The organism is Candidatus Omnitrophota bacterium (assembly GCA_025453395.1).
In the GTDB taxonomy this organism is placed as follows: Bacteria; Omnitrophota; Gorgyraeia; order Gygaellales; family Profunditerraquicolaceae; genus JAlOQK01.
The window spans coordinates 13,213-35,828 of sequence record JALOQK010000006.1 but is presented as its reverse complement, the minus strand read 5'-3'; the positions used below and the strand labels follow the sequence as shown (position 1 = coordinate 35,828).

The 22,616-nt window shown below is 42.6% G+C and carries 20 protein-coding genes; 19 read left to right on the top strand and 1 reads right to left on the bottom strand.

What is annotated here, in order from left to right; translation table 11 throughout:
- Window positions 1-13: 13 nt before the first annotated feature.
- The 11 genes from MUF05_06300 (at window position 14) to MUF05_06250 (ending at window position 13,528) form a co-directional block, all read left to right on the top strand.
- Window positions 14-1,039: a M42 family metallopeptidase gene (locus tag MUF05_06300; GenBank protein ID MCU0666685.1), complete on the top strand. Its 1,026-nt coding sequence runs from the start codon at window positions 14-16 to the stop codon at window positions 1,037-1,039.
- 1 nt (window position 1,040) lies between these two features.
- Entirely contained in the window at window positions 1,041-1,790 is a 750-nt protein-coding gene (locus MUF05_06295) for an N-acetylmuramoyl-L-alanine amidase (GenBank protein ID MCU0666684.1), read from the top strand.
- 32 nt (window positions 1,791-1,822) lie between these two features.
- Window positions 1,823-2,746 carry a class A beta-lactamase-related serine hydrolase gene (locus tag MUF05_06290; protein ID MCU0666683.1) on the top strand — a complete coding sequence of 308 codons (924 nt, stop codon included), beginning with the start codon at window positions 1,823-1,825 and terminating at the stop codon, window positions 2,744-2,746.
- 20 nt (window positions 2,747-2,766) lie between these two features.
- Entirely contained in the window at window positions 2,767-4,443 is a 1,677-nt protein-coding gene (locus tag MUF05_06285; GenBank protein ID MCU0666682.1) for a hypothetical protein, read from the top strand.
- A 69-nt stretch (window positions 4,444-4,512) separates the two neighbouring features.
- Entirely contained in the window at window positions 4,513-5,982 is a 1,470-nt protein-coding gene (locus MUF05_06280; protein MCU0666681.1) for a hypothetical protein, read from the top strand.
- A 16-nt stretch (window positions 5,983-5,998) separates the two neighbouring features.
- Window positions 5,999-8,455, top strand: coding sequence for a DUF748 domain-containing protein (locus tag MUF05_06275; GenBank protein MCU0666680.1), 2,457 nt, complete (start codon window positions 5,999-6,001; stop codon window positions 8,453-8,455).
- Window positions 8,456-8,458: 3 nt separating this feature from the next.
- Window positions 8,459-9,523, top strand: coding sequence for a DUF362 domain-containing protein (locus MUF05_06270; protein MCU0666679.1), 1,065 nt, complete (start codon window positions 8,459-8,461; stop codon window positions 9,521-9,523).
- 972 nt (window positions 9,524-10,495) lie between these two features.
- Entirely contained in the window at window positions 10,496-12,550 is a 2,055-nt protein-coding gene (fusA, locus tag MUF05_06265; GenBank protein MCU0666678.1) for an elongation factor G, read from the top strand.
- A 66-nt stretch (window positions 12,551-12,616) separates the two neighbouring features.
- Window positions 12,617-12,910, top strand: a complete 294-nt coding sequence (locus MUF05_06260) for a hypothetical protein (GenBank protein ID MCU0666677.1) — start codon at window positions 12,617-12,619, stop codon at window positions 12,908-12,910.
- Between the two features lie 4 nt (window positions 12,911-12,914).
- Complete coding sequence (locus MUF05_06255) at window positions 12,915-13,307, top strand: response regulator (GenBank protein ID MCU0666676.1); 393 nt, start codon at window positions 12,915-12,917, stop codon at window positions 13,305-13,307.
- On the top strand, window positions 13,304-13,528 hold the full coding sequence (locus MUF05_06250; protein ID MCU0666675.1) for a DUF167 domain-containing protein: 225 nt from the start codon (window positions 13,304-13,306) through the stop codon (window positions 13,526-13,528). Before MUF05_06255 ends, MUF05_06250 begins: the two co-directional genes overlap by 4 nt.
- A gap of 113 nt (window positions 13,529-13,641) precedes the next feature.
- Here the strand turns inward: MUF05_06250 and MUF05_06245 are convergent, their stop codons facing one another.
- Window positions 13,642-16,326: a cellobiose phosphorylase gene (locus MUF05_06245; GenBank protein ID MCU0666674.1), complete on the bottom strand. Its 2,685-nt coding sequence runs from the start codon at window positions 16,324-16,326 to the stop codon at window positions 13,642-13,644.
- A 63-nt stretch (window positions 16,327-16,389) separates the two neighbouring features.
- On the opposite strand from MUF05_06245, the gene MUF05_06240 reads away from it, so the two are divergent.
- The 8 genes from MUF05_06240 (at window position 16,390) to MUF05_06205 (ending at window position 22,558) form a co-directional block, all read left to right on the top strand.
- Window positions 16,390-17,052, top strand: a complete 663-nt coding sequence (locus MUF05_06240; protein MCU0666673.1) for an HAD family phosphatase — start codon at window positions 16,390-16,392, stop codon at window positions 17,050-17,052.
- On the top strand, window positions 17,049-17,630 hold the full coding sequence (locus MUF05_06235) for an HD domain-containing protein (protein ID MCU0666672.1): 582 nt from the start codon (window positions 17,049-17,051) through the stop codon (window positions 17,628-17,630). Before MUF05_06240 ends, MUF05_06235 begins: the two co-directional genes overlap by 4 nt.
- 73 nt (window positions 17,631-17,703) lie before the next feature.
- The gene (locus MUF05_06230; protein ID MCU0666671.1) at window positions 17,704-18,180 is read left to right on the top strand and encodes a hypothetical protein; all 477 of its coding nucleotides are present in this window, start codon (window positions 17,704-17,706) and stop codon (window positions 18,178-18,180) included.
- Window positions 18,181-18,597, top strand: coding sequence for a secondary thiamine-phosphate synthase enzyme YjbQ (locus MUF05_06225; GenBank protein ID MCU0666670.1), 417 nt, complete (start codon window positions 18,181-18,183; stop codon window positions 18,595-18,597).
- Entirely contained in the window at window positions 18,598-18,978 is a 381-nt protein-coding gene (locus MUF05_06220) for a YbgC/FadM family acyl-CoA thioesterase (GenBank protein ID MCU0666669.1), read from the top strand. It begins immediately after the preceding gene.
- A gap of 2 nt (window positions 18,979-18,980) precedes the next feature.
- Window positions 18,981-19,481 carry a nitroreductase family protein gene (locus MUF05_06215; protein MCU0666668.1) on the top strand — a complete coding sequence of 167 codons (501 nt, stop codon included), beginning with the start codon at window positions 18,981-18,983 and terminating at the stop codon, window positions 19,479-19,481.
- Between the two features lie 6 nt (window positions 19,482-19,487).
- Window positions 19,488-19,769 (top strand): hypothetical protein, encoded by a 282-nt coding sequence (locus MUF05_06210; protein MCU0666667.1) that lies wholly within the window; start codon window positions 19,488-19,490, stop codon window positions 19,767-19,769.
- 173 nt (window positions 19,770-19,942) lie between these two features.
- Window positions 19,943-22,558 carry a diguanylate cyclase gene (locus MUF05_06205; GenBank protein MCU0666666.1) on the top strand — a complete coding sequence of 872 codons (2,616 nt, stop codon included), beginning with the start codon at window positions 19,943-19,945 and terminating at the stop codon, window positions 22,556-22,558.
- Window positions 22,559-22,616 lie beyond the last annotated feature (58 nt).

The window sequence follows — 22,616 nt, the reverse complement described above, 5'->3', positions numbered from 1 at the left end:
AGGGATAAGATATATGGATCAGTTATTAGCAAAATTATTAAGCGCATCAGGAGTTTCTGGATGCGAAAAAGAAGTCTCTTTGCTTATGCAGGAATATTTTAAGAAAAGCTCTCAAAACGTACAAATTGATAATTTCGGCAATGTGATCGCGGTTAAAGGAAGCGGTAAGACAAAGATCATGTTGGCCGCGCATATGGACGAGATAGGGTTGATGGCAAAGTATATAGATAATTCAGGATTTATTTATTTTATTAAGATCGGCGGATTTGACGACCGGATCTTGCCCGGGCAGAGAGTGGTTATTAAGTCCAAAAAGGGCGATATCACAGGTATTATCGGCACGCGCCCTGCGCATTTACAGAAGGAAGAAGAAAAGAAATCCCCTCTGAAGCATGAGGATATGTTTATAGATATCGGCGCTAAGAATAAAGATGATGCTTTAGGCAAAGTTAGTTTGGGGGATCAGATCATCTTTGAGCCTAACTGCGGATGTTTAGGGGAAGATATTTATTACGGGAAAGCAGTTGATGATCGCGTGGGTTGCTATATTCTTCTTAAGGCTTTTGAGAGGATTAATCCGCGTTGCCAGGTTTATGCTGTAGCTACCGCGCAGGAAGAAGTCGGTTTAAAAGGCGCGCGCACCTCTTCATTCAGGATTGACCCGGATTATGCTATTGCCATAGATACAACTATCGCTGGAGATACCCCGCAGGTCAAAGAAAACGAGACAGAGCTTAAATTGGGAGAAGGTGTGGCGATTACTTTGATTGAGGCCTCTGGAAGAGGGATTATTGTCAGCGAGAAAATGAAAGAGCTTTTGGTAAACACCGCTAAAGATAAAAATATTAAATACCAAATGTCTATTTTAGATGCAGGCATGACCGACGGGGCAATGATCTATATGAACAGGGAAGGCGTGGTAACTGGCGTCTTAAGCGTTCCAACGCGTTATGTGCATGCGCCTTCCGCGGTTTTTAGTTTAAAGGATGTCAATTGCGCAATAGAGCTTGTTGTGGCGGCAGTTGAGGCGATCGGATAATATGAGGCTTATTGTTTTATTAATTTGCGCGGTTTTATTGTCTTCCTGCGCGGCTGTTCCGGTAAGAAATAATTCTCCTATTGGGCCCGGAGGAAATTTTGTTTCTTTGCCTACTGCTATACCGCAGGGGACAGGCGCGTTATTTCATGTTGTAGCGCCAGGGGAAACCCTGTGGCGGATCAGTAAAATGTACGGCGCCTCAGTATCAGAGATTATGCGCGCCAACAATATTGAGTCCGCGCAAGGTTTGGCTGTGGGGGCCCGTCTGTATATTCCTCTTCCAAGAGCCATCAGGCCGGTTGTCCCGCTATATCCTTCGCATAAATGGCATTATATTATTGTGCATCACAGCGCCACGGATTCTGGAAACGCGCTTTCTTTAAACAATATCCACAACAAAAGAGGTTTTGCCGGTTTAGGGTATCATTTTGTTATTGACAACGGCACCTATGGCAAGAAAAACGGGCAGATTGAAGTTGCGCCCCGCTGGATCAAACAGCAGGATGGGGCGCATTGCCGCGCCAACAATATGAATTCGCGGGGGATCGGCATTTGTTTAGTAGGCAACTTCAGCAGAGAGAAGGTTTCATCCGAGCAGCTTGCTTCTTTGGTGTATTTAGTTAACACCTTGAAGCGCTATTACAATATCCCTTACCGCAATATCCTGGGGCATCGTCAGGTCCCTGGCGCCCGGACTGAATGTCCGGGAAATTATTTTCCTTGGCGAGAGTTTAAAAGGCAAATACAATAATAAACCCGCAACAAAAATAAAAAGATAAAGTTATGAAGAGATTACAAAGAAATATCCTCATTGTTTTCTGTTTGATGTCGGCTTTGTTCTTGGTTTGTTCCGTATATTATTATCAACAATATCGGGAAGCTTGCAGGGTTAAGCAGGTTTTGATATTAAGGCAAAAGGCATGGAACAGGCTAGAATCTGATATCCAAGATTCATTGCGCCGATTTAACGGCAAAGAAGGGGTATTTATTAAGGATTTAGAATATAATTGGGTAATAAGCGTTAATGCCGATCATAATTTCGCTTCGGCAAGCTTGGTTAAGGTCCCGATTATGGCCGCTTGTTTTCAGGCCATACAGCAGGGCAAGGTCAACCCTGAAGAAAAAATCACGCTTGAGGGCAGATTCAAGACAAACGGTTCCGGAGCGTTAAAGCAGATGCCCAATGGCTCTTCTTATAATTTTTGGCAGTTAATGGAATATATGATCACCCAAAGCGATAATACCGCAAGCAACATTATTATTGATAAGCTGGGCATGGATTATTTGGATAGTTATTTTAAAAGCATCGGTTTATCCGGGACTAATATTTCACGCAAGATGATGGATTTTAGTAAAAGAAGAAGAGGCATAGAAAATTATACTACCGCTTATGATATGGCGCGCATTTTGGAACTAATGTACAGAAGAAGGCTTATTAATGAGGCTGTCTCCAGGCAATCGCTTCAGTTATTGGCTCGCCAGAAAATAAATGACCGTATTCCCGCGCGGCTTCCTTCTGATGTTAAAGTGGCGCATAAAACCGGATTAGAAAGAAATGTCTGCCATGACGTAGGGATAGTTTTTACGCCATACGGAGATTTTTTGATCAGCGTCTTGGTAAAACATTCTGGCCCTGCCAAAGAAGCCAAAAGGCTTATTGCTGAGGTTGCTTTAAAGGCGTATAATTATTACGCGAATCTTCAATAATCCTAAGGCCCGAAGAAAATATGAAAAGAAATGATTGGATTTTACTGGCTGTTCTTGTTTTGGCATCTTTGTTGGCCTGCCGGGGCTTATTAAATGATAAATTAAATCTGGGGCATGATTCTGCCGCGGGTTTTATCCGCCAGGTGTCGCTATACCGTTGTTTTGGCGACGGGCAATTTATGGTCAGGTGGGTGGGTAATTTTAATTTTGGTTTCGGGTATCCGCTTTTTAATTTCTATCCGCCGCTTTTTTATTACGCCGCGCACGCATTCGTCCTTTTAGGCGTAGGGGTGGTCGCCTCTTTAAATATTGCTGCTGTATTTTTCTGGATTGTTTCCGCTGTGGGGATGTATTTATTCGCGCGGGAATTTTTCCCTAAGACAGGCGCTTTCTTAGCCGGTGTCTGTTATACCTTTGCCCCGTATCATATCGTGGATATCTATGTCAGAGGGGCGTTTGCGGAATTTAGTTCTTTTGCCGTGTTTCCTTTTATTCTTTTATCGCTGTATCGCTTAAGCCTTAAATCCTCCAAGGGGTATTTTATCCTGGCCGCTTTATCGGTGGCTGCTTTAAGCCTGTCGCACAATATTATGTGCATGCTGTTTTTTCCGGTAGCTTTTGTTTACGCAATCGTTTTATGCCGAAAGAATATCTTTTACTTGTTGTCCAGCATGATTACCGGTTTATCCTTAGGCGCGTTTTTTTGGCTTCCGGCGATCCTTGAGAAGAATTTTGTTCAGATCCATAATATGATCGGCGGGCGCTGGCAGTATATTAACCACTTTGTTTATCCCTGGCAGCTTATTTATTCTAAATGGGGTTATGGAGATTCTCTATCCGGGCCATACGACGGGATGTCTTTCCAAATTGGCCCCTTGCATCTTATTTTCTCAACTGTGGCAGTTTTTATGCTTTTAAGGATCTACCGTGTCTATCGGGAAACCTTCAGGCAGGTTTTATTTTTCCTTGGCCTTATGTTAGTATCATGTTTTTTTACTCTGACTGCCTCTTCTTTCTTCTGGGAGAAAATACCCATGCTTTCATATGTTCAATTTCCCTGGCGTTTTTTAACCCTTGTTACTTTAAGCGCGTCTTTTTTAGCCGCCGGCGTGTCTTTGATCGCCCAAAACAGGATTATGCGCTTTGTAAATATATTCTTAGCGGTTCTTGTGGTTGTGGCTAATATTTTTTATTGCCAGGTAAACACTACCAAGCCTTTATGGAACAGTGATTGGCTTAATGTTGGTGATGTAAGAGAGCTTTTGGATTACATGCATCTTCCCGATGCCAAGGAATATACTCCTATCTGGGTAAAACAGATGCCCAGGAAACCGCATCAGGATTCCATATTTTCTTCTTCCGGGCAGGCAAACTTACAGGTTTTGGACAAGCAGGGCATTTCTTCTCTTGAGAAATTATTTTCAGTATCCTGCGCTTCAAAAACCAACGCCTATTATGATGTTTTTTATTTTCCCGGCTGGCAGGTTTGGATAGATGGGGCAAAAACAGAAGTTTGGGCAAGCTCTCCCAACGGGCTTATTGAATTTATGATCCCCGCAGGGGTTCATAGCATCAGGATAAAATTCGGCTATACTCCGGTGCGCGCCATAGCTGTAACAGTTTCCTGTTTAGCGCTTATATTTATTTTTATTCTTGGGCTTTCAGCATTCTATTTCCCAAGAAGAAATGTTGCATAAGCTGTCGGATGTGATAAAATTAGGAAAATATCGGGAACATTTTTTTTAATAAACAGGGGATGAGCAATCATGGAAAATATTAAGTTTGATTTTAACAATATGTTTGAAATAAATGTTGGTGAACACGGAGTTGGCCTTGGCGACATAGAAGAATTAAAAGAGGCTTGCCAGCAAGCTGTTCGGCATTTGGATAAAGTTTTTTTGAATCCTCAAGATAAGCTTAATCTCTCGCTTGCCTGGATTGATCTTCCTTGTCAATCAGCTGAAATTATTGCCAAGACCAAGAAGCTGGCAGCAGAAATCAATAAAAAATACGAAAATGTTATTTTCTTAGGCATTGGAGGGTCATATCTGGGCCTGAAAGCTGCTTCTGACGCGCTTACAAGCGCTTATTACAATGATTTCTCTTCTTTAAGAAAGAAAAAACCCCGGGTATATTTTGAAGGCAATAATCTCGACCCCCAGACTTTAAGCGTTTTATTAAAAAGCCTTAAGGCCAAGAAGACCTTTGTGGTAGTTATCTCCAAGTCTGGAGAGACTACGGAAACCAAGGCCGCTTTTTCTGTGGTGCAGGCGTGGTTAAAGAAGAATGCCGGCCCTAAATACCTCCGGCAGATCGTGGCTATTACTGACCCTTCATCCGGGGCATTGCGCAAGAAAGCAGATATGGCTAATCAGAAAGATCCGGATAGTTTCAGAAGCTTAGACTTGTTAAAAGGCGTGGGAGGAAGATTCTCGGAGTTTAACATGGGTTTGTTGCATTTGGCGGTTTGCGGGATAAATATGGAAGAAGTTTTATCTGGAGCAAGGGATATGTTCAAGCGCTGCCAGAATAAGCAAGTTTTACAGAATCCCGCCTACATGTACGCGCTTTTGCATTATATACTTTACAAAAAGAAGGATAAGTTTATCGCTATTATGATGCCATTTGCCGAGACTTTGAAATCAACCGCTGATTGGTATAGCCAGCTTTTAGGCGAAAGCCTGGGTAAAAAATACGCGCGTAAGATAATTGTGAATAATGACGGCACGGAAAACTGGCAGATGGATAAAGACAAACTGGTGAATGTGGGCAGGACTCCTGTTTCTTGCCGCGGGACCAATGACTTGCATTCCATACAGCAGAATAATATAGAGGGCAGAAACGATAAAGCGGTTACTTTTATCAAAATAGAGCGTTTTAAGAATGATATTAAGCTTCCCGTGAATAAGGATATCCTTGATGGAAAATCTTATGGCAGCCTTCTCTCTTTGGCGCAGGAAGCTACCCAGTGGGCGCTGGTGAGAGAAAAGCGCCCGAATTGCACGGTTATTTTACCTGAGATAACCCCATATTATTGGGGGGCGCTGCTGGCCTTCTTTCAGATTTCAATTGCTTTTGAAGCAGAGCTTCTGGGTATCAATGCCTTTGACCAACCGGGGGTAGAGGGCTATAAGAATTATATGTATTTTAAATTGGACAAACCAGGGCTTTGTGAGGCGGTTAAAGAACAGATAAGAAATAACCCGCTTGTCAAGAAGCCGGAATTCATTCTTTAGTTTTCCAAAAAAATTTATGTTCAAAAAGATCAAACTGGCGCTTATTTTTTTACTGGCCGTTATTCTTGCCTTAACTTTTTGTTTTTTTTACCTGGATAGGGTGTACCTGCCTACCAAAATAAAATCCGCCATTATTGAAGCCAGCCAAAACGTAACCGGGAAAAAAGTAAGCTTAAGTTCGTTAAAGCTTAATATTTTTAGAGGGATAGTTTTAACGGATTTTAAGATATTTGATGACAGCCGCACCTATATATATCTTCCCAAAACCTATATAAGCTTTTTTATCTTTCCTATCCAAAAGAGAATCGTTATTTCTTCGGTGCATCTTCTTAATCCGCAAATATGGGTTTCTCGCGATAAGTTCGGCGGCATCGATATTTTATCTTTATTCACAAATGCTTCAGCAAATAAATTTTCTTCGAGCGCGCTTAATTTTGTAGTGCGGAAAATGGTTATTTCTAAAGCGCGGGTTGATTTTAAAGACAATATGTTTCAGCCCGTGTTCAATAAGCAAATCGAAGATTTAGATTTAACCGTTTACCTGTCCCTTCCGGCAAGCGTTAAATTTCGCGGGCAGGCGGTAATTTCATCTTTGGTCTCCTTTTCCGGGCAATACCGCATCCCGCAGAAAGATCTATCCGCGCATGTTGATTTAGATAATTTTGACCTTGCGCAATTTGCTGTTTACATGGATGCCTTGGGTATCAAGCTTAAAAACGGCATCTTAAGCTCAAAGGCAGACCTGCAGTTTAAAGAAGGGATTTTAAGCGCCAATTTAAATTTCTCTGCGGCTAAGTTTAATTTTATTAAAGATAAACTGGGTTTTGACGCGTCTTTTTCCGGGGATACCAGCATTAAATACGGCCTTGCAGATAAACAATTAAGCTATGCCGGTAAGGCGCGCATCCAGGATGCCAGTATTACCGGTATAGACCATATAGGCCGTTTGGATAACTTTTCTTGTAACGCCCAATTTGATGATAAGCAGGCGGTATTAAAAGGCATTAATGCTTCTGTTTCGGGTGTTCCTTTTCAGGCAGAGTTAAAACTGGATAATAGCCTTCAGGCGCCAGCTTTTGATTTAAAGCTTAATTCTTCTTTTGGCATGGCGCTATTGCAGGACGCTTTAAACAATAAATTTAAGATTACCGCTATTTATAAAATGGATGGCGATGCGGTATTGGCCTGTCAAGTGTCATCTGTGCTGCCGCTTTCTTTAGACAGGCTTAAAGTAACCGGCGCTTTAGATTTAAAGGATGTGAACATCAAGCAAGAAAAGCTGCCAGCTGCTATTGAAAAAGTAAATGGCAGGATAAATTTTACGCGGGATAGCCTGCAATGGGATAATTTAAGATTCGGCTATATGAATAAGGCCTGTCAGTCTTCGGGTTCAATCTTAAGCCTGTCAAGCCCGTCGGGAATTATATCAATATCATCTGCGGATCTGTCGGCAGTCGCAGAATTTGCTTCCAGCGGCAAGGTTTTGGTTTTGTCAAAATTCAAAGCCCGGTATTCTAATTCTGAGGTATCAGCTTCTGGCTCATTTGATCTTTCTCAGGCGGTTGCCCTTGCCGGAGTAAGAGCAACAGCTTCGGTAGATTTAAAAGATATAATTAATGTTGTTCCGCTTGCATTAAAGCCGCAGCTTGAAAAAGCCTCTTTAAATGGCAAGGCAGAGGTATTGTTTGAGTTAAACGGCTATTTAAATGCCCTGCCCAAAGCTTCCCTTAAAATGGATATAAAAACTTCTCCAGTTTCTCTTTATGGAATAAAATTAGATGGCCTGCAGGCAGTTTATGCTCAAAATTCCGGTATGGGAAAGTTTTCTGACCTCGTAGCTTTTCTATACGAAGGTAAAATAACTGGCACGGCAACAGTAGATTTGCGTGAGGCATCCATGCCGTTTTCTTTGCGCGCAGTTATTGATAATGTAAAGCTTGAGCGTTTAAAGATGGACACCCAAGCCAAGGATTCTGACCTGTCCGGGCTTTTATCCGCTCAGTTTGAATTGGCCGGAAAAGGCAATGATCTGCAAAATATAGAAGGCGCGGGAAGGGTTTTAGTCTATAACGGTAAACTTTGGAATCTAAATTTGCTTAAGGGCATAGGCAAGCTTTTATTTACCACTGATTTTACGAACGTAGTTTTTACCCAAGGCGGATGTGATTTTATCGTGGGTAAACAAAAGATATCAACGGATAATTTGATCCTTATCAGTAATTTGGCTACAATTAAAGGAAATGCCCTGATTGGCTTTGATTCCTCCCTGGATGCTTCTTTAAATGTGGAGATTTCTCCCGATGCCCCCTTAACCGGCGGCATACGCGATATTACTACCGCGATATTAGGGCAGGCTACGCGTTTTGGCTTGATTACTATAGGCGGAACGCTCAAAGAGCCAAAATATAAGTTTAAGCCGGCAGTCGGATCAATAATTAAAAGTTTTACGGACATATTCTTTAAATCCCAGTAGCCCATGGAAAAAAGCAAAGTATATTTTGTTTCAGTGTTAGATAAACAGGAAAAGCGGGATATTCTGGCCAAATTTAACCGTTTGCTTAAAGCCAGCGCGGTTTTGGATTTTATCCGTTCAGGCGCGAAAGTAGCGTTAAAACTGCATTTTGGCGAAGAAGGCAATACTGGTTTTGTTAAGCCGGAATATGTGCGCGCGGTTTCTGATATGATCAAAGAAAAGAAAGCCCTGCCGGTGGCGGTTGATACCAATACCCTTTATTGCGGAAGAAGAGTGAAATCCGAAGAGCATCTGTTGCTGGCCAGAGAACACGGCTTCTTTCTGGAAAATATCCATGCCCCTGTTGAAATAGGCTGCGATAAAAGCACAGAGGTTGTTATTAACAAAAAATATGTCAAAGAGGCAAAAATTTCCTCATTTTTTAATGATGTGGATGCCTTAGTGGATATCGCGCATTTTAAGGGGCATATTATGACTGGTTTTGGCGGGGCCTTGAAAAATATCGGCATGGGCTGCGCTTCTCGAGAGGGGAAATTAGCGCAGCATTCAGATTTGTGCCCTGTGGTGCATAAAGATTCTTGTATTGTTTGTGGACATTGTGTAGATGTCTGCCCTGTCAAGGCAATAAGCTTAAATAAAGATTCGGCTGTTATAGATCAGAAGCTTTGCATTGGCTGCGCCAGTTGTATCGCGGTTTGCCCTAAAAAAGCCATTGATGTGAAATGGGAATCTGGCAGTTCCACAATCCAGGAAAAGATGGTAGAATATGCCTTCGCGTTGCTTAAGGGAATGTCTAAACCGGCGTGTTTTATTAATTTTGCTTTAAAGATCACCAAGGAATGTGATTGCCTGGCCAAGGATGACCCCAGCATCTGTCCGGACGTAGGGATATTTGCTTCAAGTGATCCGGTAGCAATAGATAAGGCCTGTTTTGATTCAGTTTTGAAGAAATCCGGAGAAGATGTTTTTAAAAAGGCCCATCCCGAGAGAGACGCCTTGCGGCAATTGGAATATGCCCAAAAGCTCGGGCTTGGCAGCCTTGATTATGAATTAGCGGAGATTAAATAGATGTTAATTTTCTTGATTTCAATTTTTGTTTTCGGCGTAGGCTTGGCAATCTACGGGTTAATGATGCCTGCCGGCAAAGCATCTGTAAAAAAGGCGCGGCGCGAAAAAAGCGTTGAAGACGGCATTATCGCTAAAGAGCAGAAAATATTGCGCCTTCAGGAGGAATTGGATAAAACCCGCTCAGAGCTTGATAAATCTAATACTAATTTTCTTTCTATGCAGGCTAATCTTGATCGCCTTCAGACGGTTGAATCCCAGATGAATATAGAGATTAAACGCAGGGAAGAGTGGATCAAGAAAGAAGGGGAAGAGATAACACGCCTTCAGGAAGAAAATCAGTCGGTAAAGAAAAAGTTTACCGATAGAGAAAAAGAGCTTCAGGATAATTTTACCCGCAATGTAGAGTTAAGCCGCCAGATGAATGATATGAGTTTGGATATGAACTCGCTTGTTAAAGATAATAAGAATAAATCCGACCAGATTGAATCTATGAAACATCAGATAGAGCGGCATGCCAAGACGATCAAGGAAAAAGATATATTAATTTCGCAGCTTCGGGAGAGGGAAAAGTTAAGCGAATGGGTGCCCAAGCAGGATTTTAATAATCTTAATGAGGAATATACCGGCCTTGAGAAAGAGCTTGATGCTAAAGAAGAAAAGATCAAGAAACTGGTTGACGAAATAATGGCGCTTAAAAATCAATTGAATAGCCGCGCCCAGTTTGAAGCGCCGCAGGAAGAGCCCCTAAAACAAGAGATCTCTTGCGAGCAAGCAGCTAAAGAAGAAAGCCCGGCCGGCCAAGAGAATATCAGGCAAGTTGATGTTGAACCTGCCAAGCCGCAAGAGCCGGTTGTGCGGCCAGAGGAAACGCAAGAAGATTCCCCTGTAAAGCCGCAAGAAGCTGTTTCTGAAGAAGATGTTTTAATTCCGGAACCAAATTTTAAATTAGAAGATCTAAGAAATATTGGGATCATGGCGCATATTGACGCTGGCAAGACTACCCTTACGGAGCGCATTCTTTTTTATACCGGCAGATCTCATAAGCTCGGAGAAGTGCATGATGGTAAGGCCCAGATGGATTGGATGAAGCAGGAGCAGGAAAGAGGCATTACCATTACCGCAGCGGCGACTACTTGTTACTGGAATAAAAACCGGATTAACATTATTGATACTCCCGGCCATGTGGATTTTACAGTAGAGGTGGAGCGGTCACTGCGCGTATTAGACGGGGCGGTTGCGGTTTTCTGCGCCGTAGGAGGGGTAGAGCCTCAGTCAGAAACCGTCTGGAGGCAGTCTAATAAATATAATGTTCCGAAGTTAGCTTTTGTAAATAAGATGGACAGGACAGGCGCTGATTTCTACGCGGTGTTAAAGGCAATAGAAGAAGATTTGGAAGCAAATGCGGTGGCGATTGTTTTGCCTGTGGGAGCGGAAGATAATTTTAAAGGCATTATTGATTTGATAGAGATGAAGGCCTATGTTTATAAAGAGCAAGACGCGCAGGGTAAGAATTTCAATATTGAAGAAATCCCCGAGGAATATAAAGAAAAGGCCAAAGAATACCGCCATATTTTGTTGGAAAAAGTTTCTACCTGTGACGAAGAATTGACCAAAAAATATCTGGAGAATGCAGAAAGCATTACTAATGACGAGCTGATCAAAGTTATTCGTAAGGCCACCATTGCCAATAAACTAATTCCAGTCTTGTGCGGAGCAGCTTTTAAGAATAAGGGGATACAGAAACTGCTTGATTCTGTGGGGATGTTTTTACCTTCCCCTTTAGATCTGCCTGCGGTTAAAGCGCATGATGTTTCTAACCCGGAAACTCTTATAGAGCGCCATCCGGATTTTGAAGAGCCGTTTACAGGCTTGGCATTTAAGATCCAGTCTGATCCGCACATGGGAAAATTAGTTTATGTGCGCGTGTATTCAGGGGTCTTGCGAACCGGCACTTATATATTAAACGTGCGCAAAGATAAAAAAGAGCGCGTGGGAAGAATTGTGCGCATGCACGCTAATCAGCGCGAAAATATTGATTATGCCTACGCCGGCGAGATAGTGGCCTTGATCGGTTTATCAGATGCCACAACCGGAGACACTCTTTGTGCCCCTAAGAATCCCGTGCTTCTGGAGGCGATACAATTTCCTATCCCAGTTGTTTCTTTGAGTATTTCTCCCAAAACCCGGGCAGACCAGGATAAGCTTGGCAGGGCTTTGGCTCGTTTGTCCGATGAAGACCCAACTTTTATCGTATCCAGCGATGAAGAAACTCAAGAGACGCTTCTTACCGGCATGGGGGAATTGCACCTTGAGATTATTGTGGACCGGCTTAAAGTAGAATTTGGCGTGGACGCTATTGTGGGCCAGCCGAAGGTTGCTTATCGGGAGACTGTTACTGAAACCTTTAAGGCCGAAGGCAAATACATCCGTCAAACCGGAGGCCGCGGCCAGTATGGGCATGTAGTTATTGAAATAGCTCCCTTGGGTCCGGCAGGAGGTTTTGAATTTGTGGACGCCATAAAAGGCGGGGCGATCCCAAGATCTTTTATTCCGTCGGTAGAGAAGGGCGTGAAAGAGGCAATGCTCAAGGGCGTTTATGTGGGGTATCCGGTTGTTGATATCAAAATTACCTTAGTGGACGGTTCTTTCCATGAGGTAGATTCTTCGGAGCTTGCTTTTAAGATTGCCGCCAGCATGGCTTTCAAAGACGCGGTGATGCACTCAAAGCCGGTGTTATTGGAGCCTTATATGTCGCTTCAAGTCTCTACTCCTGATGAGTACACTAATAGTGTTATCGGCTATATCTGCTCCAGAAGAGGCAAGATCCTGAATATGGATGCCAAGGGTAAACAAAAGTTGATTTCCGCGGATGTCCCATTAGGGGAAATGTTTGGTTATGCCACAGCCTTTCGTTCTTTATCAAGCGGCAGGGCCAACAGCTCTATGGAATTTAAATGTTATATGCAGGCCCCGCAGGAAATCGCCGCCAAATTAATAGAGGATAGAGAGAAGAAGAAACAATCTTAGTTTTTACAATAATTATTGTGGAATCCGTTTTTTTTGCTATAATACTAAGAACGAAAGGAGAAACAAATGGCTATACTGGGGATAATAATGTCTTTGATGCTGCCTACAACAATAATTTTATCTGTTTTATTTCTGGTGTTAGTTGCTTTAAGCAAGACCGAAGATAAAAGGTTAAAAGTTTTAGGCATTGTGTCTGTTGTTTTTATCGGTATGTCAGTTGTCCTTTTTGCGGCAAGTATTATTCAGGCGTTCGCGCCGCGAGCTTCTTATCAGCAGGATAAGACAATGCAAAGAAGGCCCGCGCCTATGCAGCAGCAGGTTCCGCAAGCGCCCAAGGTGCCTGTGCCTGAGCAGAAATAAATTTATGCCCAAGAAAGTTTTGTTGGTTGATGACGAGAAGCTTTTTATTCGCATGCTTGAGCCTAAGCTTAAGGAGCGCGATTTTCAGGTTGTTATCGCAAACAGCGGTCAGGAAGCGTTAGATAAGATCGAGCAGGAGAAGCCGGATCTGGTGCTTTTGGATATTATGATGCCGCAGATGGACGGTATAGAAACTTTAAGGCGTATCCGCCAGGGCGACCAGAATCTGCCGGTTTTCATGCTTACCGGCCTTACTAATGATGAAAACTTCAGAAGCGCTAATAACCTGAAAGCTTCGGGCTTTATTGTTAAAGTAAACGAAATAGACCAGCAATTAGAGCATATCTCAAGTATTGTGCGCCTATCGGAACGTTTCTCAGGGCAAGTTACTAAGTGAAGCTTTTGATCCGCGTTAAGCCCAATTCCAGAAAAGAAAAAATAGAAAAGATCAAAGACACAGAATTGCGCGTTTGGGTAAACCAGCGCGCGCATGATGGCCTTGCCAATTCCGGCCTGGTAGAGCTTTTAAGTTCTTACTACGGCCTGCCAAAATCCCGCATCAATATTCTTAAGGGGCGTACCTCTAAAACTAAAGTTGTAGAAATAATAGAATATTAGCATAGTCATTAATGCTTACTAACAGGCAGTTGATAAGAATGAGAATTGAGTATGAGCATAGTGGGTATGGGGTTAGGATTAGAATCAGGATAAAATTCGTAGAAAGATAAAAGTTACCGAAGTGTTACTTCAATGGTATTTATTGTTTTATTGCAGGCCTTGAGGAATTCCCGGCGTGGAATTCTTACTTTAGGATAACCGCCCTGGGCATTAATGAGCGCGCCGTTTATTTTCACGGAATCTATTTTGTAATCTTTAGAATCTCTATCTTCAGTATTAACAAAAACAACCCTGATCCTTTTATCCGCAAAAGTGATTTCTATGGAAGCCTTTTTATCCTTATTAAATTGTGCCAGGGCCAATTTTGGGGCAATCAGCAGGTCTCCATATTCACCGCGGACTCCGAAATTCTGGGTTACAAGAGTAAAGACAAACCAGCTTGCCGAGCCGGTCAGATAACTGTACATTCCCCTGCCTTGGGCGTTAAAATATTCCGGCAGGCAGGGATAGATCTTGCTTTTTTCTGTATTAAGCGCCATCTGGTAAATGCAGTAGAGCACTTCAAAAGCTTCTCTATCAAAACCCTCTTTGTATAATGCGTAACTGAACATTACCGTCATATGGTTAAAGAATGCGCCATTTTCCTTTTCTCCGTAAATAAAAGAAAATGCCCTGCCTAATTCCGGCATCTGGCGTTTGAAATCCGTATTAAGATGCCAGCCTTTAAGCTTCTTATCCCGTAAATATTTTATAGAATTATTAAAGAGGGTCTTGATCTGCTCTTTTGTGGCAAGCCCGCTTAATACCGGGAATACTTGGGCTGTCAGGCTCATCCGTAATACGTTATTAACCTTTCCCTCGCAGCGCCGGGAATTATTGTCGTAATATCCGTTAAAGAATCCGTCTTTGAGCCACTCGTTATTTCTTATATTCTGGAAAATAAAATCTGCCTTTTTATTTAGATCGCGGATCAGGTCTTCTGTCCTGATAGCAATAGTTTCTCCGCTTAAATGTCTTTGTGTTTTATCAAGGTATTCTTTGAGAAGCAGGTTTTTCTTCTTCGAATCGCCGTAATCAACCGATCTTCCAGATAGGCAATCAAGAAGCACCTTTAACTCTTTGAATATAACGATTTCTTTTATTTTGTTTTCTTCAAGCATATTAACGATACTTTTTAAATTGGCCGCGTACATGCTCGTAAAACACACGCTTTCGCCTTTAGCAGAGGCCATATCAAGGCCGTCGTTCCAGTCGGCGTTTTCCAAACGTATATGGTTATGAATGCCGGTATTAAAGAACTGGGTTAGGTTTTGCACTAAGATATGCTCTAAGATGGTCCCGTAGTAGGTTTTGTGTTTTTTGGTTTTTAATGTGTTTGTTTCCTTGTTATTCCATGATAGGTCTATTTGTTTCCCGCGGCAAAGCTGGCGGTCGCGCCAATAAGGTATTTTCTGAAAAAGAATTTTTATATCTTGGGTTTGGTGGATATAAAAATGCGTCGTCAGAAGCGGCCATGCCCCGTGGTCCATCCAGGTGCGGCTTATATTATTGCGGTCGCAGATGAATTCTGCTTCTTTCTGCCCGATGATAGTGGCATTAGACCCGTCAACGCGCACGCCCTTAAAGTTATTAATAAGCATCCCCCGCGTAGCGTGTCCTCCTGTTAGGGACAATGACAGGCAATCCTGCCATAAATCGCGCCATCCTCTTCCGCCTTTGCCGTAATCAAAATCCGGCAGGAAAGAGCATCCGTAAATCTTGCGCAAGGTTGGCTGGATAGTTACCCAGGAAAACCATTTATCAAAATCTGCGTTGGCAGTCTGGATTTTTATTTTTGCGCTTTCTTTCTGCCAGAAGGCGCAATTTTGCTTGAGGGCAAAAGCTACCTTGTTAAGGGAATTGAATTTCTTGAAGATAGAAGAGATGTCTTTATTTCTTTTAGCTATGCCAAAAACTATAATATAAGAAAATGATTTTTTGGGTTTTAAGCTGCAGCGGGAGAATTTAAGCGCCCCCATGGCCTCTTTTCCTTGCGAGGGAAAATCTTTGCGGCTGGGCAGGTCCTTTACGACCGCCATAGGCGCTTCTAAATCTGAAGCATCGCCGCAGAATTCTTCCTCTGAGGGGTAAATATGCCGGGCCGGTTTACCCGAAGCGTCTGTGCCAAGCACAAAATAAGAAAGCGTGTTTGATTTATGCCCTGATTCATCAAAGGCCAGCGTAGGCTTAAGTATCACCCCGTATTTATTTACCTCTATTCTGTTTAAGAGTGAAGTTACATGACGGTGGTCGCGCAGGTTGTCTGCGCTTCTGCCATAAAGCGGTATTGCCGCGGTGGGGGTAAAGGCAATATTCTTTCGGGAGATATTGGTTATTTCAACAAGCATTATTTCAACTTGTTGGTCAATCGGGACAAAAGAGGTTATAGCTGCTTTTAAGCCAATAGCGGGATTCTCTCTTGAGGCTTTGTGCCAGAGAAGTCCCGCCTCTATTTTTAATTTATCTTTTTTGGTGGTTGCTAAATCTTTGGAAACTCCTGTAGCTGACCAGATTTTATCTGGACGGATATACGCCCAGAAATTACGGCTTGCGCGCGAAGAAGTTAAGTTGATCCGCGACACCGGCTCAAGCAAAAAGCAGTTATTTCTTATTTTAGCGTCACCGTGAAGATCCGGGGTGATGCTGGAGGCGAAGGCAAGCTTGTTGCAAAGCGGGAAATAGAGCTGTTTTATGCCTTCTGCCCCAAATGAAGAAAAGCCGCAGTTATTTTCGTTAAATTGCCACAAATTGTTCTTCATAGGTGTTTTAATTTAGCATAAGAGGGTGGCTTTTGCAAGGGCTTTATGTTATAATACGAACTCATGTATAGAAAATTAAAGTGTAAATTTAAAGCGGTTTTATTTGATATGGATGGGGTTATCACCAACACCATGCCCTATCATTTTAAGGCCTGGAAAGAAGTTCTTTTAAATATCGGGATCAAGGCGTCTTGTTTCGATGTCTATAAGCGGGAAGGACAGGATGGTTTAAGCACCTTAAGGACTTTGTTCCAAGAAAAAGGCCTTAAGTTTGACTTGCGCCAGGCGCAAGATATTTTAAGGCGCAAAGAAGAGCTTTTTAAGCGTATTGTGCGCATAAAATTTGTCCCGGGAAGCCGTAGTTTTGTGCGCAATCTGCACAAGCACGGGTTTCTTCTGGGCTTGGTTACCGGAACCTCGCGCCATGAGATGGAAAGAATACTTCCGCGGGATTTGCGGGATTTGTTTTGTGTTACGGTTACTGGCGATGAAGTTAAGAAAAGCAAACCCAACCCGGAGCCTTTCTTAAAAGCGTTTGGCAAATTGGTTTTAGCCAAGAAAGATGTGGTAGTAATTGAAAACGCGCCCTTTGGCATTGAGGCGGCGAAGAAAGCAGGGTTGCGCTGTATTGCGTTAGAGACTTCGCTTCCGCGTTATTATTTGAAAGGCGCGGATATGGTTTTTAAATCTTTTACCCAGCTTAAAAAAGCGGTGTGTGAATTATGAAATTTGATAAAAACAAATTCTTGCTTGAGTTCGCGCGGCAGTTAGCTTTTTTATGTGAGCAGAGGATAAAATTTTGCCATGGCCACGCGGTTTCCGTTTGCAATATCAGCATGCTTATTGGAAATCATATGAAGCTTGGCAAAGAAAAACTTCGCAAGCTTCAGTTGTCCGCTCTCTTGCATGATGTCGGCAAAATTGCGGTCAGGGACACGATATTAAATAAGGCAACTTCGCTTGAACTTGAAGAATACGAAGAAGTAAAGAAACACGCTTTATTGGGCGCAGAGATGATCAAGAAAATAAAGGCTTTAGAAGATATATCAGGGATTGTGCGCCAACATCATGAGCATTTTGACGGTATGGGGTATCCGGATTGCTTAAAGAAGGAAAAGATACTTATCCAGGCGCGGATTATTTCCGTGGCAGACGCCTTTGATGTTATTACCTCTGTTTCATCATACCGCAAGCCTTTAAGCCGCGCGCAAGCCTTGGCGGAAATAGAGCATAACGCCCGCAGGCAATTTGACCCGCAAGTGGTTTGTGCCTTTAAGGAAGTTTGCAATACCGCGGCGATATGATAGATTTCTTAAAACTCTTGCAATATATGTAATAATTTATATAATAATACCTATATTTTAAACAGAGGAGTGTATGCGCAATATTTTCTACGGAAAAATTCAAGAGATTATCAAGAAAGACAGCCGGTACAAATCAGATGCCTATGAATTTATGATGCAGGCATTATGGTTTACCCAGCGCAAATTCAAGAAAAAGGGGCACGTGTCCGGAAGAGAACTTCTTGGCGGAATTAGAATATACGCTTTGGATATATACGGCCCCATGGCCAGGACTGTTTTTGCGCATTGGGGCGTTACCGAAACAGCGGATTTCGGAAACATCGTTTTTAATATGATCGAGCAGGGGCTTTTAAATAAGACTTCCGAAGATTCTCTGGATGATTTTAAGGATGTCTATGATTTTAGTGATGCCTTTGACGCTTTTAAGGATTTCTCTCTGCACAGGCCTGCATTTGGGCAGAAGAATAAAGCCGCTATTAAATCCCAAAAAACATCTCCTGTAAAACCGGCGTTATTAAAGCCGAATCTGGCGCAGAAAAACTTTAATTAAATGAAGCACTATAAAGAATACCTTTGGTTTGAAACCCAAGCCCGCCAAGATTTCATTAATATAACTTCTTCTGTCCAGGCAGCTATCGATAAAAGCAAAATAAAAGAGGGCTTGTGTTTGGTCAATGCCATGCATATTACATCAAGCGTCTTTATAAACGATGATGAATCCGGCCTGCATAAAGATTTTTCTGTTTGGCTTGAGAAATTAGCCCCCTTTGGCAAAGATAAATATCAACATAACTTAACCGGCGAAGATAACGCCGACGCGCATCTTAAAAGAACTATTATGGGCCGCGAGGTGGTTGTGGCAATAAGCTGCGGCAAGCTGGATTTCGGGCCATGGGAACAGATTTTCTACGGCGAGTTTGACGGGCAGCGCAAAAAGAGGGTTTTAGTCAAAATCATAGGAGAATAGATGAAGGTGCGCGTTTACTATCACGATACGGATTGCGGGGGCGTGGTCTATTACGCCAATTACCTAAAATATATGGAGCAGGCGCGTACTGAATTCTTAGAGAGCCGCCAGATAAATATGAAGGCCTTGGTAGAGCAGGGCACATATTTTGTGGTGGCGCATCAGGAAATAGACTATAAACTGCCTGCGCGCTATGGGGATATTCTGGAGATTTCATCAAGGCTTATTAAAATATCAACAGTGAAATTGGAATATGAGCATGAAGTTAATAACCAAAATGGCCAGCTTGTTTGTAAGGGCAAGGCAGTCTTGGTCTGCGTGGACAGCAGCATAAAGCCCAAAGCCATACCAGAAGATATTAAGAGCAAGCTTGGGGGTTAGCGATGGATATGCTTGAAAAAATTAAAACCCGCCGCAGTATCCGGGAATATCAAGACCGGCCTATTCCTAAAGGCGACATAGAGAAGATTATTGATGCCGCGCGTTTTGCCGCTACCGCAAGAAACGTCCAGCCTTGGAAGTTTGTGGCGGTGTTTAATAAGGAAACCTTAAGAAAGATCGCAAGTTTTTCCCAGAACGGCGAGTTTATTAAAGGCGCTGCTTTATGCATCGCGGTATTTTGCGCGGATACCAAGTATTATCTTGAAGATGGTTGTTCTGCCACGGTGAATATAATGCTTGCGGCAGCTTCTTTAGGTATAGGCTCTTGCTGGGTTGCCGGAGATAAAAAAGATTATTGTCCGCAAGTCTGTTCTCTTCTTAAAGCTCCTGTGGAGTTTAAATTGGTCAGTTTAGTTTCTTTAGGGTATCCTGCCCAAAAGGATAGTTTTGTCTTAAAAGATAAACTCCCGGTATCGGATCTATTACGTTGGGAGCATTTCTAAGCCTCTATGAATCAACTTAAATCTATTGTTGTCTTCAGCCACGCCGGTTGCCTGCTGCCATTTTTAATTTTCTTCAATCTTTTTTTTGGGCTTTTCTTCTTTAACCCTTTGTTATGGATACAGATAGAGTTATTTCTAGTCTTAATATTCGTTTTGGTTACGAAAATATTTACCAGAAAGATATTCTCTAATAGTCCCTTTTCGTCTGGCCATCCCCGTTCAAAAGGGGTAATTGATGTAGAGGCAGAGGTTGACCCCGCCGAACCTGACCGTAAACAGCTGCATTAAATCATTGTCCCGCAGAGGATTAGCTCAGTGTCTTGAAATGCTTTGCCTTATGTGCTATACTTTGCTACAGCCACTGGCAGGATGTTGCGGTTTATAAGCCGTAACCCCGAACCCGAAAGATTTTCTTGGAGTTTAATCCTGGCGTCGGGGCAAAAAGGAGTGGTCAATGGGATTTGCAGGCTAAGTCTATAGTAAGCGAGGCTTTTTATCCAAAGCTTCGCTTTTTTTATTTTAAGCTTATGGTTAATTATAATTCTAGAAAATTAGCGATTTCGCAGAGAGAATCAGCCTGCCAGGATAAAAATGATATTTTTTCCTGGTATAACTCTGATTGGGAATTCTGGCTGGACACCCAAAATCATATAATCTATTCTTCTTTGCAGGCAGAGAGAATAAGCGGCTATCAGGCGCAAGATTTTGAGAAAGACCCCGGATTTTTCTTAGGCATTATCCATCCGCAAGACCGTCAGATTTTTGTCAGCCACAATTGTTCTTGTGCTAAGGTTGGTTGCACAGAAAATATAGAATTCAGGATTATTCATCGCGACGGCAGCATCCGCTGGATTTCTCACGTCTGTCAGCCTCTTTATGGCAGTGACAACGTTTTATTGGGCCTGCGCGCGATCAACCACGATATAACCGAGAGAAAAGCAAAAGAGAGAGAATTAGAATTATACCGTGAACAGCTGGAACTTCTGGTTAAAGAACATGATTTTAAGCTTACTGAAGAAATAAAACAGCGCAAGAAGATAGAAAAAGATTTAATTACTCTGAGTAAACGGATTGAATTTATTTTAGGCGCCAGCCGCACAGGTTTAGATATTATTGACTCCGATTATGTTGTGGTTTATGTTGATCCTGAATGGGCCAAGATTTACGGAGATTGCTCTGGCAAGAAATGCTACCAGTATTTTATGGGGAAAGACAGCCCCTGTCCGGGTTGCGGCGTGGCGCAGGCGCTAGAAAAGAAGTGCGCAGTTGTCACAGAGGAAATCTTAGTCAGGGAAAATAACCGTCCTATCCAGGTAACAAGCATTCCTTTTCAATCTGCCGAAGGTAAATGGATGGTCGCGGAAGTCAATGTTGACATAACTAAGCGTAAAGAATTTGAGGAAAAACTAAGGCAGACAGAGACTCAGCAAAAAGCCATCCTGAATAATATCCCCGATATCGCTTGGCTTAAAGACCACGAAAGCCGATTTATCGCGGTAAACCAGCCTTTTGCCAATGCCTGCGGATTTTCCGTGGAACAGATAATCGGTAAAAGCGATTTTGATGTCTGGCCTAAAGAATTGGCAGAAAGATACCGCAGCGACGATCAGGAAGTAATGTCTACCGGATGCCGTAAATGCGTGGAAGAGCCGTTAGCGGATAAAGAAGGTAAAATCAAGTGGATTGAAACTATCAAGACTCCTATCTATGGGCAGGAGGGCCAGATCTTAGGCACAACCGGTATTGCCCGGAATATCACCGAGCGCAAATTATCCGAAGAAGCGCTTAAGAAGTATCAGGGCAGATTAGAGCAATTAGTTCAAGAAAGGACAGCCAAGCTTCAGGAGAAAATAGGCCAGTGCCGTACGGCAGAAAAAAACAGTGAGAAACTTAACAAGGAACTTCTTCTTTCAAACCAGAAATTAAAACAGCTTTCTTTGCGCGATTCCCATACCGGGCTTTATAACCATCGATATTTGGATGAAATTGTAGAAGCGGAATTTCATCGCGCCAAGCGGTATATGTCTTGCTTTTCGGTGATGATGCTGGATTTGGATTATTTTAAATCCATTAATGATGTTTACGGGCATCAGTTTGGGGATTTGGTTTTAAAGCAGTTTTCCCGTCAGCTTAAGAAAATAGTGCGCAGGTATGATACTGTAATAAGATATGGAGGAGAAGAATTTATAATTATTTCTCCGGCACTTGACCGCAAGGACGGCATTGAATTCGCCCAGCGGTTATTAAAAATAATAAATTTCACGGATTTAGGGGATAAGCAACATCTCTTAAGGCTAAAATTAACTATTGCCGTAGCTTCATACCCTGAAGATAAGGCTAATTGCGGTATGGATCTGGTGGAATTAGTGGACCAAATCCTGAATCGGGCAAAAGAAGGCGGAGGAAACCGGGTGTATTCTTCGGATAATGTCAGCTTGATAAAGCCCGCGCATTATCAAGAAGCAGCAAGTATCCATTTCTTGAAGCATAAAATAAGCAAATTAACTAAACGCGCTAATCAGGGATTAATGGAGGCAGTATTTGCTTTTGCCAAGACCATAGAAGCCAAAGATCACTATACCGGAGAGCATGTGGAGCAGACAGTGCAGTATGCCACAGATCTGTCCTGCGCTTTAGGATTGTCAGATAATGAAATTGAGCTTGTCCGTCAGGCCGCTATTTTGCACGATCTGGGGAAGATTGGGATAAGTGAAAATATACTTTTAAAGAAGTCTTCTCTTACTAAGAAGGAATTCGATCAGATCAAAAAGCATCCTGAAATCGGCGTAGAGATCATCCGGCCGATCCATTTTTTCCATCCCATTATTCCTTATATAATGCATCATCACGAGAGATGGGATGGGGCTGGTTACCCTCTGGGCCTTAAAAAAGACGCGATACCTTTGGGCGCGCGCATTGTGGCCTTAGCCGATGTTTATCAGGCGCTTATTTCTGACCGCCCGTACCGCAAGGCCTATTCTAATCAAGGGGCGGTTTCCATTCTTGTTAATGAATCCGGCAGGCTTTTTGACCCGCGTATCGCAGGTGTTTTTATTGACCTCCTGAAAAAAAATTGAAATCCCTTCTCATTATTTGTTTTACAAACCTTGCCCTTCAGTATATAATCTACCCAAG

Excerpts from the sequence above, each read along its gene's own strand:
- MUF05_06285 (MCU0666682.1), top strand. The coding sequence starts at position 2,767 with ATGAAAAGAAATGATTGGATTTTACTGGCTGTTCTTGTTTTGGCATCT.
- MUF05_06245 (MCU0666674.1), bottom strand. The coding sequence starts at position 16,326 with ATGAAGAACAATTTGTGGCAATTTAACGAAAATAACTGCGGCTTTTCT.
- MUF05_06220 (MCU0666669.1), top strand. The coding sequence starts at position 18,598 with ATGAAGGTGCGCGTTTACTATCACGATACGGATTGCGGGGGCGTGGTC.
- MUF05_06215 (MCU0666668.1), top strand. The coding sequence starts at position 18,981 with ATGGATATGCTTGAAAAAATTAAAACCCGCCGCAGTATCCGGGAATAT.
- MUF05_06225 (MCU0666670.1), top strand. The coding sequence starts at position 18,181 with ATGAAGCACTATAAAGAATACCTTTGGTTTGAAACCCAAGCCCGCCAA.
- MUF05_06210 (MCU0666667.1), top strand. The coding sequence starts at position 19,488 with ATGAATCAACTTAAATCTATTGTTGTCTTCAGCCACGCCGGTTGCCTG.
- MUF05_06275 (MCU0666680.1), top strand. The coding sequence starts at position 5,999 with ATGTTCAAAAAGATCAAACTGGCGCTTATTTTTTTACTGGCCGTTATT.
- MUF05_06260 (MCU0666677.1), top strand. The coding sequence starts at position 12,617 with ATGGCTATACTGGGGATAATAATGTCTTTGATGCTGCCTACAACAATA.
- MUF05_06230 (MCU0666671.1), top strand. The coding sequence starts at position 17,704 with ATGCGCAATATTTTCTACGGAAAAATTCAAGAGATTATCAAGAAAGAC.
- MUF05_06280 (MCU0666681.1), top strand. The coding sequence starts at position 4,513 with ATGGAAAATATTAAGTTTGATTTTAACAATATGTTTGAAATAAATGTT.
- MUF05_06255 (MCU0666676.1), top strand. The coding sequence starts at position 12,915 with ATGCCCAAGAAAGTTTTGTTGGTTGATGACGAGAAGCTTTTTATTCGC.
- MUF05_06300 (MCU0666685.1), top strand. The coding sequence starts at position 14 with ATGGATCAGTTATTAGCAAAATTATTAAGCGCATCAGGAGTTTCTGGA.
- MUF05_06235 (MCU0666672.1), top strand. The coding sequence starts at position 17,049 with ATGAAATTTGATAAAAACAAATTCTTGCTTGAGTTCGCGCGGCAGTTA.
- MUF05_06290 (MCU0666683.1), top strand. The coding sequence starts at position 1,823 with ATGAAGAGATTACAAAGAAATATCCTCATTGTTTTCTGTTTGATGTCG.
- fusA (MCU0666678.1), top strand. The coding sequence starts at position 10,496 with ATGGCGCATATTGACGCTGGCAAGACTACCCTTACGGAGCGCATTCTT.
- MUF05_06240 (MCU0666673.1), top strand. The coding sequence starts at position 16,390 with ATGTATAGAAAATTAAAGTGTAAATTTAAAGCGGTTTTATTTGATATG.
- MUF05_06270 (MCU0666679.1), top strand. The coding sequence starts at position 8,459 with ATGGAAAAAAGCAAAGTATATTTTGTTTCAGTGTTAGATAAACAGGAA.
- MUF05_06295 (MCU0666684.1), top strand. The coding sequence starts at position 1,041 with ATGAGGCTTATTGTTTTATTAATTTGCGCGGTTTTATTGTCTTCCTGC.